Raw genomic sequence first — 13,009 nt, forward strand, 5'->3', positions numbered from 1 at the left:
GGACACTCCAGAGCACCTGATGGTCCGCGCTCCGGGTCGAATCTCGACTGGACCCTGTGACATCGAGGATACCGCCCGCGGTTCAGCGATAGTCAGGCGTCAGGAGCGGCTGCCCCGCCTGCAGCCCGGAGGACGGCAGATCATTCAGGGCGACGATCGCGTCGATGACCGTCTGCCTGGGCAGGTCGGGTGCGACGCGCGCTGCGATGCTGCTGAGCGAATCGCCCTGTCGGACATGTGTGACCTCGGTGGCCGCCGGGGTCGGGGTCACCGACTCGGCGTAGTCGTTGCCGACGATCCCGAGGATCCACACCGCCACGGCCAGACCGACACCGACGAGGATGCCCGCGGCGCCCGCGCGACGACGCCGGTACACACCGTCCGGGTGTGCCGGAGCCGCACAACGAGTGCCGGCCGGCGACGCCTGCCGGGCCGGGGTGATCGGGTTGGGACGACCGATCGGGCGGCCATCGGCCGGATGGCGACCGACCGAGCGACGAGCACCGCCGGTGCGGGTGTACCGCTCTGCCGGGGTGACGCGCCCGCCGCGGACCTGCCGTCCGCCGCGCGTCGCATCCAGATCCTGGAACTCGCCGTCGGCGTCGGCGCGGGCGCGGCGGTCGGTGGGCCGGGTGATGGTCGCGGATGCACTCATCGATTCGTCCTTCCTGCGGGGTCCATCCCCTCGACGTGATGCTGATCGATCACGTGTTCGATGAACTGATGTTCGAATCATGACACGGACCACCGACAAAAGTCTCGCAACACGTCGAACAAATGTTTGAACATGTCCCGTCGGTGGACTACTGTCGGCGCCAGGAACCTGCACCACCTGCGGTTTCGCTCGGAACACGCCGATCGGGTCGGCGATCGCGACCGAGTCCGACGATCCCGACCCGATGTCCGAATCGGTGGATGATGCATCGACGACGCACGAGTTGCCGGACATCGCCGAGAACGTCGGCCGTGGCCACGGTCACCGCCGACGGGCCACCACGAGACCGGCATCAACCACCCAGCAGCACCACCTCGCAGCGCCACCGACTGCAGCGCAGCAGCTAGGAGAGGACACCGATGAGCGACACATCCGACCGGCGTACCCGCACCTCGGGCGGAACCGGGGAGGACGAGACCGCCGTCGTCGATCCCGCCCTCGCCGATCCTGCCGTCCCCGATCCTGGGGCCGCCGAGTCGTCTCTCACCCCGCGGCAACGCGGGGTGCTCGAGGTGATCCGCAAGTCCGTCCGGGAACGCGGTTACCCGCCGAGTATCCGGGAGATCGGCGACGCGGTCGGTCTGACATCGACCTCCTCGGTGGCCCACCAGCTGCGCACGCTGGAACGCAAAGGCCTGCTCAAACGCGACCACAACCGGCCGCGAGCGGTCAACATCCAGGACAGCGACCCGACTCCGCCCGGCGGATCATCGGCGATCGCCGACGACTCGCTGCCGACCCCGACGTTCGTGCCCGTGCTCGGACGCATCGCCGCAGGCGGCCCGATCCTCGCCGAGGAGGCCGTCGAAGACGTCTTCCCGCTCCCCCGTGAACTCGTCGGCGAGGGATCGCTGTTCTTGTTGCGCGTCGTGGGCGAGTCGATGATCGACGCGGCCATCTGCGACGGCGACTGGGTCGTCGTGCGTCAGCAGAACGTCGCCGACAACGGCGACATCGTCGCCGCGATGATCGACGGCGAGGCGACCGTCAAGACCTTCAAGCGCAAGGACGGCCACGTGTGGCTGATGCCGCACAACGACCTGTTCGAGCCCATCGCCGGCGATGAGGCGGCGATCCTCGGCAAGGTCGTCACCGTGATGCGTCGGGTCTGACCCAGGGCTCGGACCTTCGCGCGCCGGTGCGGCGACCGGCCCTACGGGGCGGACGGACCGCTGTCGAGGACGGCAGCCGCAGCGGTGCGGGCAGCAACTGGATCGGACGACGCAAGCGCCGCATCAGCAGCTGCCCGGCACTGGTCGAGATCGACCTGCGCGAGTCGTGCGCCGACCGCAGCCGAGGCCGCGGGGGCACTCGACAGTGATGTGACTCCCATGCCGACCAACACACAGGCCAGCAGTGGATCGGCGGCGGCCTCGCCGCAGACGCCGACCGGCTTCTCGGCGCGGATACCGGCCGATCCGATCATCTCGATCAATCGGAGCACGGCCGGCTGCCAGGGATCGGTCAGCGCGGCCAACTCGGCCGACATCCGGTCAGCCGCCATCGTGTACTGGGTGAGGTCGTTGGTGCCGATGGAGACGAAGTCGACCTCGGCGAGCACGGCGTCGGCGAGGATCGCTGCCGAAGGGATCTCGATCATCACCCCGGCGACGAGTCCACGTGCACGGACCTCGGCCGCGAACTCGGCGGCGTCGGCGGGTCCGGCGATCATCGGTGCCATCACCCAGGGTGACGTCCCCGACTCACGTGCGGCGGCGGCGATCGCATCGAGCTGCGCGGTGCGGATGTCGGGGTGGCTCACCACTATCCGGTTTCCCCGCACCCCGAGCGCCGGATTCGCCTCGGCGGGTTGCGCCACGAATCCCAGCGGCTTGTCGGACCCGGCATCGAGCGTGCGGATGACCACCTTGCGATCGCCGAATGCGTCGATGACCTCGCGATAGAGAGACGTCTGCTCCTCCACCGACGGCGCCTGCGCGCGGTCGAGGAACGCCAACTCGGTACGGAACAGCCCCACCCCCTCCACCGGATGGCCCACCGCGGCGCGAGCCGAGACACCATCGGCGACATTCGCCAGCACGGCGACCGACCGGCCGTCCGCGGTACGGCCCGGCCCGCGCCACCCGGCCACCTCGGCAGCGCGTCGGGCGCTGCGCTCCACCAGTTCCCGGGCATCTGTCTCATCGGGCGCGACGGTCAGGGTGCCGGCGGAGCCGTCGACGAGGACGGGCACTCCCGACGACACCGCGCGGAGTCCGGACACCGCCACGATGCAGGGGATGCCGAGTTGGCGCGCGATGATGGCGGTGTGGCTGGTCGGCCCACCCAGTCTGGTGACCAACGCGACGATGACTGCGGGATCGAGCCCCGCGGTGTCAGCGGGTGCGAGATCGTCGGCGAGCAGAACCGAAGGCCGGTCGGGTTGCGGCACACCGGGTTCAGGGGTGTCGGTGAGCACCGCGAGGACACGGTCACGGACGTCCTCGAGGTCGGTGACGCGTTCGGCCATCAGACCGCCGAGCTTGGTGAACATCGCGGTGAACTTCTCTGTCGCGGCGATCGCTGCCGCTTCCGCGGGCGCCCCGGCCCCGATGGCGGCGTTCGCGGCGCCGATCCAACCACGATCCTCGGCGAGAGCCGCGGTGGCCACCAGGACCTCTGCCGCGGCACCCGAACTCGCCGACGCACGATCACGCAGGCGGGTCGCGACCGTCGCGGCGGCGTCGGCGAATCGCTGCTGATGTGCGCCCCGATCCGACTCGGGGACCTCGGGATGGCCACCCACGTCATACGTCGGGCGTTCGCCCGGCCAGACAACCGGTCCGTATGCCGTGCCGGCGACCACGGGCGTGCCGTCGAGGATTTCCAGAGATGCCGTCTGCGCCACTGCAGCCACCTTCCATCGGATGCGATCGGACCCGGATCACCGTGTGGCAATCGGCCGTCAGCGATGAACTTGTGATCCAAGTTACAAGAAATGCTTGACTTGTCAACATAAACAAGCGTAAACACAGATATACCAACATCCGATCCCACAATTACCAACACGGTAGGGGCGGATTCCGATTCGACGATGAGGACGTGCGTGTACGCCGAGGAGCGACAACAAGCGATCGCCGACATGGTCCGTGTGGACGGCCGAGCGTCGGTCACCGCACTCGCGTCCCGATTCGATGTGACCAGCGAGACGGTCCGGCGGGATCTGATGAGCCTCGAGAGGTCGGGGCACGTGCAACGCGTCCACGGTGGAGCGGTGCGCGCCGGGCTCGTGCAGGTCATCGGCGAGCAGGCGGTCGATGAGCGCGAGGCGACCCGGACCGAACAGAAGTCGGCGATCGGACGCGCCGCCCTGCGTTTCCTCCCTCCGGACGGTGGGTCGGTGCTGTTCGACGCCGGCACCACCACCATCCAGGCGGCACGATCGCTGCCCCTCGACCGAGCGCTGTCGTCGATCACCAACAGCATCCCGGTGGCCGCGGTGCTCGCCGCGCATCCGCTCGGTTCTGTCGGTGTCCTCGGCGGTCGCGTGCGGGGACTCACCCAGGCCACCGTCGGCGCGGACACCGTCGCCGCGCTCGAGCGCCTACGGGTGTCCACAGCCTTCATCGGCACCAACGGCATCAGTGAGTCGCACGGACTCTCCACCCCCGATCCGGACGAGGCAGCCATCAAGAGCGCGATGGTCCGGGTGGCCCGTCGCGTCGTGGTGCTCGCTGATTCGTCGAAGACGAACCGCGAGGACTTCGCGTCATTCGCCGAGGTCGACGACATCGACGTGTTGATCACCGACGACGGTGTCGATCCGGAGTTCTCCGCGGCGCTGTCCGCCCGGGGCGTCGAGGTGGTGATCGCGTGATCCTCACCGTCACCGCGAATCCCAGCCTGGATCGCACCATCGAGTTGCCCGGCCCGCTGCAGCGCGGCGAAGTTCACCGCGCGAGCGACGTCCATGCCCAGCCGGGCGGCAAGGGCGTCAACGTCTCCCGGGTCGTCACCGAGGCCGGCCTCCCCACCCGGGCACTGCTGCCCGCACGACGGACCGACCCGCTGCTCCTCGCGCTCGACGCGGTCGGGTTGCCGTACCAGGCGGTCGGGATCGAGGCCGAGGTGCGCTCGAACATCACCGTCGCCGAGCCCGACGGAACCACCACGAAACTCAACGCCGGAGGCACTCCGCTCACCGCCGAAGCCGTCGCCGAACTCACCTCACACCTGCGGGTCGGGGCGCGCGAGGCCACCTGGGTCGCGCTGTGCGGATCGCTGCCGCCCGGTCTCGAGGCCACGTGGTACCGCGAGCTGGCCGCAGAACTCGCCGACTTCCCGTGCTCGGTGGCCGTGGACACGTCCGGCGCCCCGCTGGTGGCGTCCGCCACCGGGCGTGCCGACCTGCTGAAACCGAACGTCGAAGAGTTGGCCGAGGTCACCGGGGCGGATGCCGAACTCCTCGAGACCGCCGTAGAGGCGGGCGATTTCGGACCCGTGCTGGCCGCCGCGGCGGTACTCCGTGAGCGCACCGGCGCCACGGTTCTCGCGACCCTCGGTGGGGCCGGAGCGGTGCTGCTCGGAGCTGACGGCGCATGGTCGGCCACCCCACCACCGGTCACCGTCCGCAGCACGGTCGGTGCGGGCGACGCATCATTGGCCGGCTATCTCATCGCGCGAAGCGCCGGACACGACGACGCAGAATGCCTCCGCTATGCGGTGGCCTACGGTTCGGCCGCGGCAGCGCTGCCCGGTACGCAGCCACCGACCCCGGGGCACCTCGACCTCGACCTCGTCGGCATCACGGATGTCTCGTCCGCCGCTTCGACCGGCTGATCCCGACCACCCGCACCGGACGCAGGCCACGCCCGTACACCGCCGCCACCCCCGAACACACAGCACCCACACCACCCACACCACCGAAGCCACCGAAGAACAGAAGGAACCCCGATGTCCGCACAGATCCTCACCCCACAGACGGTGAGTCTCGACGTCGATGCCGGCGCCGACTCCACCGAGGTCATCAGCCGCCTCGCCGAGCTGCTCGCCGAGGCGGGCCGCACGACCGACCCGGCCGAACTGACCCGCGGCGCGCTCGACCGCGAGGCCAAGTCGGCCACCGGGCTTCCCGGCGGGATCGCGATCCCCCATGCCCGGGCCGAGGCCGTCACCGAGGCCAGCCTGGCCGTCGCGCGTCTGTCCCGGCCGGTCGACTTCGGCGCGCCGGACGGTCCAGCCGATCTGGTCTTCCTGATCGCCGCCCCCGCGGGTGCGGCCAGCGACCACATGAAGTTGCTCAGCAGTCTGGCCCGGGCCCTCGTGCGGCCTGACTTCGTCGCCTCACTGCGGGCCGCCGAGGACGCCGACACCGTCGTCGATCTGGTCGACGCGGCCGTGAACCCGACACCGGAGGCCGCGACGGCGGCATCGCCCGCGGCAGCACGGTCGGCCGAAGCAGCCGCCACCCCGCCGGCATCGCCGACCAGCACCGACGCCGCAGTCGGTTCCGCTGCGGTCCGCCGCCGCGCACTCGTCGCGATCACCGCGTGCCCCACCGGGATCGCCCACACCTACATGGCCGCCGACGCGCTGAAGTACGCCGCCGAACGTGCAGGCGTCGACTTCCAGGTCGAGACGCAGGGCTCCTCGGGCACCACTCCATTGTCCGCCGAGACCATCGCCGCGGCCGACGCCGTCATCTTCGCCACCGACGTCGGAGTCAAGGACAAGGACCGATTCGCCGGGAAGCCGGTCATCTCGTCCGGCGTCAAGAAGGCGATCAACGACCCGGACTGGATGATCTCGGCCGCACTCGACGCCGCGGACGATCCGGATGCGGCGACCGTCGCCGGCGACGCAGGAGCTCACGGTGGCGACTCCGCCGCCACCACCGTCGGTCTCGGCGGGCGACTCAAGCAGGTGCTCCTCACCGGCGTCAGTTACATGATCCCGTTCGTCGCCGCGGGTGGTCTGCTCATCGCGCTCGGATTCCTGCTCGCGGGATACGAGATCGCCAACACGCCGGACGGCGCGACCGACGCCCTCGGCAAGACCATCGCGCTGGAGAACAGCCTCTGGAACCTTCCGTCGGGCGGGCTGTTGCAATACCTCGGCGCGGTGAGCTTCTCGATCGGCAGCCTCGCGTTCTTCTTCCTGGTGCCCGCTCTGGCCGGCTACATCGCCTATGCGATCGCCGACCGGCCCGGCATCGCACCGGGATTCACCGCCGGTTACGTCGCCACCACGGTCGGCGCAGGCTTCATCGGCGGCCTGGTCGGCGGTCTCATCGCCGGCGTCGTCGCGCTGTACATCTCACGAATCCCACTGCCGCAGTGGGCACGCGGACTGCAGCCGGTGGTGATCATCCCGCTGCTTGCGACCCTGATCACCGGAGGACTGATGTTCATGGTGTTGGGCCGGCCGCTCGCCTGGGTCACCACCGAACTGCAGGACTGGCTGGGCGGCATGTCCGGTACCTCGCGGATCCTGCTCGGCATCATCCTCGGTCTGATGATGTGCTTCGACCTCGGCGGGCCGGTCAACAAGGCCGCCTATGCATTCGCGGTCGCAGGCCTCGGTGTCGCCAGCGGTCCCGACCTGCGGATCATGGCCGCGGTGATGGCAGCGGGTATGGTCCCGCCGTTGGCGATGGCGCTCGCCACCACCGTCCGTCCGCAGTTGTTCACCGAACCCGAGCGTGAGAACGGTCGTGCCGCATGGCTCTTGGGTGCGTCCTTCATCTCCGAGGGAGCGATCCCGTTCGCGGCCGCCGACCCGTTCCGGGTCATCCCGTCGATGATGGCCGGTGGCGCACTCACCGGTGCGCTGATCATGGTGTTCGACGTCCAACAGCGCGCACCCCACGGCGGCATCTTCGTGTTCTTCACGATGAACAGTTGGGTGCTGTTCCTGGTCGCCCTCGCCGCCGGGACCGCGCTGTCCGCAGTTCTCGTCGTCGCGGCGAAGCAGTGGCACAGGTCCCGGACCGCGACCGGCGTGGCCGAACTCCAAACCGTCCCCGCCTGACGCACGGATCGGCGAGAATCTCACCACCGACGAACACGGTCGCTCGTGGATCACCGAGTGACGACCCACGAGCGACCGACCTCTGCCACAGAACGACAAGAATCGACCACGACGACCGGAGTCGCACGACCCGGGATCCACCACGAAGGAGACATCCACATGCCCAGCACCACCGTCGAGGTCGGTTCGGCCATCGGTCTGCACGCCCGCCCGGCCACCATCATCGCCGAGGCCGTCGCTGATGCCGGCACACCGGTGACGCTCGCACTCGCCGGCGGTGACCCGGTCGATGCCGGCTCGGCGCTGATGATCATGACGCTGGGGGCCGAGAAGGGCACCTCGGTCACCATCACCGCCGAGGACCAGCCGACCCTAGACGCAATCGCGACGCTGGTCGCAAAGGATCTCGACGCCGACTGAGCTCGGTTCGGCATGCCGCCGCCTCGTCGGTCGGCGGTGCGCCACAGGTCGTCGGGCCGCAGGACATCGGTGCGCCGACTCTGCGACACCGGCCCACGGTCGTAGACGACGCGCCGGACGCCGCGGGTCAGACATCGGGTTCCCCACCCGGTATCAGACGACCAGGTCGGACAACTCCCCCGCGAACGCGGACGGCACCCGGACATGCATCCTCGTGCCGTCGGCGTCGTGTTCGGCCGAGAGCACCTCACCCTCGCGGTGGATGCGGGAGACCACATCTCCACGGGTGAACGGCACCGACAGGGTGAGTTCCACATCGCTGCGTCCGACGAACTCCCGGATGCGGTCGAACAACTCCGGCAGACCCTCACCGGTCTGCGCGGACACGAACACGGCACCGTCCAGCGCGCCGCGCAATTCGGTCAGGCGCAACTCGTCCACGGCGTCGATCTTGTTGATCACCAGCAGTTCCGGCGGCGGCGCGGCACCTTCGTCCGCGACGACCTCGTTGATCACCCGACGGACCGCCGAGATCTGCTCCAGCGGGAACTCGTCGGACCCGTCGACGACGTGCAGTACCAGGTCGGCGTCGACGACTTCCTCCAGCGTGGACCGGAATGCCTCGACGAGCTGGGTGGGAAGATGCCGGACGAAGCCGACGGTGTCAGTGAACACGACCTCACGACCGTCGTCGAGGGTCGCGCGACGAGTGGTCGGATCGAGGGTCGCGAAGAGCGCATCCTGCACCAGGACACCGGATCCGGTCATCGCGTTGACCAGGCTCGACTTGCCCGCGTTGGTGTAGCCCGCCACGGTCAACGCGGGCACGCTGCTCTGTCGGCGCGCCGAGCGCATCACCACTCGCGATTTCTTCATCGCGCGGATCTCGCGCCGTAGCTTCGACATCCGCTCGCGGATTCGGCGACGGTCGGTCTCGATCTTCGTCTCACCGGGGCCTCGCAGGCCGACACCGCCGTTGCTGCCGGCCCGACCGCCGGCCTGTCGAGACATCGACTCACCCCAACCGCGCAGTCGCGGCAGCATGTACTCCATCTGGGCCAGCGACACCTGCGCCTTGCCCTCGCGTGACGTTGCGTGCTGGGCGAAGATGTCGAGGATCAGCGCGGTCCGGTCGATGACCTTGACCTTGACGATCTTCTCCAGCGCGGTCAGCTGCGCGGGGGTCAGCTCGCCGTCGCAGATGACGGTGTCCGCGCCGGTGGCGAGCACCACCTCGCGCAGCTCGTCGGCTTTTCCGGAGCCGATGTAGGTGGCGGAGTCCGGCTTGGACCGGCGCTGGATGAGCGCGTCGAGCACCTGCGACCCGGCCGTCTCGGCGAGCGCCGCCAACTCGACCATGCTCGCCCGGGCCTGGGCTGCGGTGCCTTCGGTCCACACTCCGACGAGCACCACCAGTTCGAGGCGCAGCTGCCGGTACTCGACCTCGGTGACGTCGGTGAGTTCGGTGGAGAGACCGGCCACACGCTGCAGTGATGCGCGCTCGGAAAGCTGCAGCTCGCCGGTGGTCGGGATGGTGAACGCGGTGGATCTGCCGATGCGACGGTCGTCGGACGAGTCGTCGAGATCGGCGTCGATGTCCACCGGGGTGACCTCGTCGGCGCGCGGGTCGGGGCGGTCGTCACCGTCGCGTCCGTGATCGGTCGTCGGATGGGATTCTGGGAGAAAACGTGCTGGTTCGGTCATACGGCTTCCATGATCGCACGACAGGAGACCGAGGTCATCGGGATTATTCCGCGAGCGGCGGTCGCGACGAACGAAACGGGTCGAGCTCGTGGTCGGCGACGCGCGATGGCCGGTCCGATGGTGCTCAGGCGTTCCACCCCGGACGGAGCGTCCCGTCGCCGACGAGCACCGACGGCCCGCGCAACACCGCGCCGTCGGGGCGGATGGTGACCTCGACGCGCCCTCCGGGAATGGTGATGACCAGGCGACCGGAATCCTCACCGATGCCCGCCAGCGCGGCCGCTGCTGCGGCGACGAGCCCGGTGCCGCAACTGCGCGTCTCCCCGACCCCGCGTTCGAAGACGCGCATATGCGCCAGGTACCGGCCTCCGTCGCGAACGGGTGGGGTCAACAGCTCGACGTTGGCGCCGTGCGGGAACACCGCGGCGTCGATGTGGACGCCGAGCAAGAAGTCGATGGCGGCCAGCCGTTCGGCGTCGAGATCAGGTACGACACAGGCGAGATGGGGGTTTCCCACGTCGACCACCAGACCGGTGAACGACTCGTCTGCGACCATGACGGTCGACTCGTCGCCGATGCGCACCGCGCCCATCTCGACCGAGACGTCGGCATGCACGGCGTCCGACGCATGCACGACGACGGGCTTGCCTCCGGCGCGTGAGCCGACCGTGAATCGGTCGTCGGGGACGAGACCGGCCGACCGTAGGTAGTGGGCGAAGACCCGGACCCCGTTCCCACACATCTCCGCGATCGAGCCATCGGCGTTGCGGTAGTCCATGAACCAGTCGTCGGCCGCGACTCCCGGGGGCAGTGCGTCGAGCACTCCCTGATCGACCAAGGCACCCGACCGCGCGACACGCAGCACGCCGTCCGCACCGATGCCGCGCTGGCGATCACAGAGTGCGGTCACGAGATCCACATCCAGGTCATGCTGCGCATCGGGGTCGGCGATCACGACGAAGTCGTTCTGGGTGCCGTGTCCCTTGACGTAGGTCACGACCGGGCTCGAGGTGCTCACCGGACCAGGATACGGACCGCCGCGACGGCTCCGGCCCACACATCAGGGTCGGTCGGATGCGGCTTCGTCGGTGGTGAGGTACTCCAGCGCAGCAGCGGTCGACGCCGGGTCGGCCGCGTCGAACCAGCGGATGCGATGGTCACGCCGGAACCACGACCGCTGTCGGCGCACATAGCGGCGGGTACCGATGAAGGTGAGCTCCTCGGCGTGGCCCAGGTCGTACTCACCGTCCAGCGCGGCGACCACCTGGGCGTATCCGATGGCACGTGCCGCGGTTCGTCCGGACCGGAGCCCGACCTCGCACAACGCGCGGACCTCCTCGACCAGACCGTCGGCGAACATCTGGCCGGTGCGTCGGCGGATCCGGTCGTCGAGATCGTCGGTCGCGCGATCGAGGGCGACGATGCGCGTGTCCCAGCGTGGCGACCCGATCGTCGGCGCCGAGGCGGCGAACGGTCGTCCGGTCAGTTCCACCACCTCGAGCGCCCGCACGATGCGACGCCCATCGGTGTCCAGGATGTGTGCCGCGGCGTCCGGATCGACCTCTCCCAGCCGACGGTGCATCTCGGCGACCCCGTGCTCGGCGAGATCGTCCTCGTAGCGTGCGCGGACGGTGGGATCGGTCGCCGGCAGCCGCCAGTCGTCGAGAAGCGCCTGGATGTAGAGCATCGACCCACCGACGATCACCGGTACGACGCCTGCCTCGCGCAGCTCCTCCACGTCGGCGACCGCGGCGGATTGGTACTGCGCCACGGTCGCGGTCTCGGTCACGTCCAACACGTCGATCTGCCGATGTGGGATACCACGGCGCTCGGCCACCGGAACCTTGGCGGTACCGATGTCCATGCCGCGGTACTGCTGCATCGCATCGATGTTCACGATCTCCCCACCGACCGTCTCGGCGACGTCGAGCGCGAGATCGGACTTACCGCTCGCCGTCGGGCCGACGATGGCAATCGGTCGAGGTGCGGCGGCGTTCACCGCGACGGCTCCCAGGTGACGACGTCGTACCCGACCCCGAACGGCGCGTCGGCGTACCAGACCCGGATTGCGCGATACGACGCGCCGAGCGCCGCGGCGACCTGCCACGCTGCTCGCCCGGACACGCCGCCGGCAGCACACTCGGTGACATCGAGCGACTCGAGCGCCGCCACGTCCGCGGTGGCCAACGCGCGGTCGATCCGCTCCTGGAGGGCGACCGACGACTGGCGCAAACCGCCGCCGGGAGCCTTGGCGGACAACGCGGTCGCACCGTCGCCGACCACGACCACACCGACCGGGTCGTCCGTCGACTGCAGGCGATCGGCGATCCCGGCGCCCTGCCGGGCGCAATCCGCCGGGGTTGCGTCCGGTGCCACGACCACCGTCTCGACCGGTCCTGCGCCGACCTGCCCGCGGAGCCAACCGGCCACCAGCATCGACAACGGAAGCCGGAGCGGGGCCGCCTCGCGCCCGTCCGGTCCGTCGGGAGCAGGGAAGCCGGATGCCGCTGTGCCATCGAGCGCGGCGGGTCCATCCAAGGAGACGGCCACGTCGACACCGTAGGCCCGGAATGTTCCCGACCGCGCATGTACCGACCGCGCATGTACCGACCGTGCATGGACCGACCCAGCAGACGGCGGGAGCGACACGTCCGGTGCGGCCATGTCGTCGTGCGCGGTTGTCACCCCGGCACCGACCGAGGACAGGACGCCGACGTCCCCGACGCCGATCGCGATCCAGTGCGGCGTCACGACAGCCAGCTCGGTTGCCGCCGAGATGACCGCTGCGCGAATCGGTTCGGTGTCCGCCGCGGCGGGCCCCGTCAGCTCGGGAACCAACAGCGGTGCACTCGGTACGAACAGCACGGACGCCAGCACACCTCGACGCTAGCCGACACCTGCCGTCCGTCCCGGCGGCGATCCCCGCCAATGTCGGCGCAGCGCACACATGATCGACGCTGACCTGCTTGAATGGACGGCAGCCGTGGCGAGGTCGGGTACCCGATCACACCGCGACCGACGAGTGGACGGCAGCCGTGACGCGCGGCAGAACGAGCGGTAGGGACCCTGCGATGACGAATCCGAGCGAGCACACCACCCCGGCGGCAGATGCCGCGAGCGAGACCGGCGTCACGAGCGCCGACGAGGCCGCCACGGCCGCGGCCGAGCCGGCGACCGACAGTCCGGGTGCGGAGGTTCCCG

12 protein-coding genes are annotated in these 13,009 nt (G+C 69.6%); 5 read left to right on the plus strand and 7 right to left on the minus strand.

The window, feature by feature from the left end; all coding sequences use genetic code 11:
* Positions 1-82: 82 nt before the first annotated feature.
* A complete protein-coding gene (locus tag GS4_RS25205; protein WP_007621482.1) occupies positions 83-655 on the minus strand; it encodes a LysM peptidoglycan-binding domain-containing protein in 573 nt (190 codons plus the stop codon).
* A 419-nt stretch (positions 656-1,074) separates the two neighbouring features.
* On the opposite strand from GS4_RS25205, the gene lexA reads away from it, so the two are divergent.
* On the plus strand, positions 1,075-1,827 hold the full coding sequence (gene lexA / locus GS4_RS13735; protein WP_007621483.1) for a transcriptional repressor LexA: 753 nt from the start codon (positions 1,075-1,077) through the stop codon (positions 1,825-1,827).
* Positions 1,828-1,868: 41 nt separating this feature from the next.
* Here the strand turns inward: lexA and GS4_RS13740 are convergent, their stop codons facing one another.
* On the minus strand, positions 1,869-3,563 hold the full coding sequence (locus tag GS4_RS13740) for a phosphoenolpyruvate--protein phosphotransferase (RefSeq protein ID WP_007621484.1): 1,695 nt from the start codon (positions 3,561-3,563) through the stop codon (positions 1,869-1,871).
* Positions 3,564-3,761: 198 nt separating this feature from the next.
* Between GS4_RS13740 and GS4_RS13745 the strand changes: the two genes are divergently transcribed.
* The 4 genes from GS4_RS13745 to GS4_RS13760 all read left to right on the plus strand — a co-directional run bounded on the left by GS4_RS13745 (position 3,762) and on the right by GS4_RS13760 (position 8,104).
* Positions 3,762-4,532 (plus strand): DeoR/GlpR family DNA-binding transcription regulator, encoded by a 771-nt coding sequence (locus GS4_RS13745; protein WP_007621485.1) that lies wholly within the window; start codon positions 3,762-3,764, stop codon positions 4,530-4,532.
* Entirely contained in the window at positions 4,529-5,494 is a 966-nt protein-coding gene (locus GS4_RS13750; protein ID WP_007621487.1) for a 1-phosphofructokinase family hexose kinase, read from the plus strand. The genes GS4_RS13745 and GS4_RS13750 overlap by 4 nt, the downstream gene beginning before the upstream one ends.
* Positions 5,495-5,608: 114 nt before the next feature.
* Positions 5,609-7,684 (plus strand): PTS fructose transporter subunit IIABC, encoded by a 2,076-nt coding sequence (locus GS4_RS13755; protein WP_007621489.1) that lies wholly within the window; start codon positions 5,609-5,611, stop codon positions 7,682-7,684.
* A gap of 159 nt (positions 7,685-7,843) precedes the next feature.
* Entirely contained in the window at positions 7,844-8,104 is a 261-nt protein-coding gene (locus GS4_RS13760; protein WP_007621491.1) for an HPr family phosphocarrier protein, read from the plus strand.
* Between the two features lie 153 nt (positions 8,105-8,257).
* Here GS4_RS13760 and hflX read toward each other — a convergent pair whose 3' ends face one another.
* The 5 genes from hflX to GS4_RS13785 form a co-directional block, all read right to left on the minus strand.
* Positions 8,258-9,808, minus strand: coding sequence for a GTPase HflX (gene hflX / locus GS4_RS13765; RefSeq protein ID WP_007621492.1), 1,551 nt, complete (start codon positions 9,806-9,808; stop codon positions 8,258-8,260).
* A 124-nt stretch (positions 9,809-9,932) separates the two neighbouring features.
* Positions 9,933-10,826 (minus strand): diaminopimelate epimerase, encoded by an 894-nt coding sequence (dapF, locus tag GS4_RS13770; protein WP_040510534.1) that lies wholly within the window; start codon positions 10,824-10,826, stop codon positions 9,933-9,935.
* Positions 10,827-10,868: 42 nt separating this feature from the next.
* Positions 10,869-11,807 (minus strand): tRNA (adenosine(37)-N6)-dimethylallyltransferase MiaA, encoded by a 939-nt coding sequence (miaA, locus tag GS4_RS13775; RefSeq protein ID WP_007621495.1) that lies wholly within the window; start codon positions 11,805-11,807, stop codon positions 10,869-10,871.
* A complete protein-coding gene (locus GS4_RS13780) occupies positions 11,804-12,685 on the minus strand; it encodes a class III extradiol ring-cleavage dioxygenase family protein (protein WP_007621497.1) in 882 nt (293 codons plus the stop codon). Before GS4_RS13780 ends, miaA begins: the two co-directional genes overlap by 4 nt.
* Positions 12,686-12,812: 127 nt before the next feature.
* Positions 12,813-13,009 (minus strand): hypothetical protein (locus GS4_RS13785; protein WP_040510497.1); only part of this gene is annotated, 197 nt, incomplete at its 5' end.

Source organism: Gordonia soli NBRC 108243 (genome assembly GCF_000334455.1).
GTDB lineage: Bacteria > Actinomycetota > Actinomycetes > Mycobacteriales > Mycobacteriaceae > Gordonia > Gordonia soli.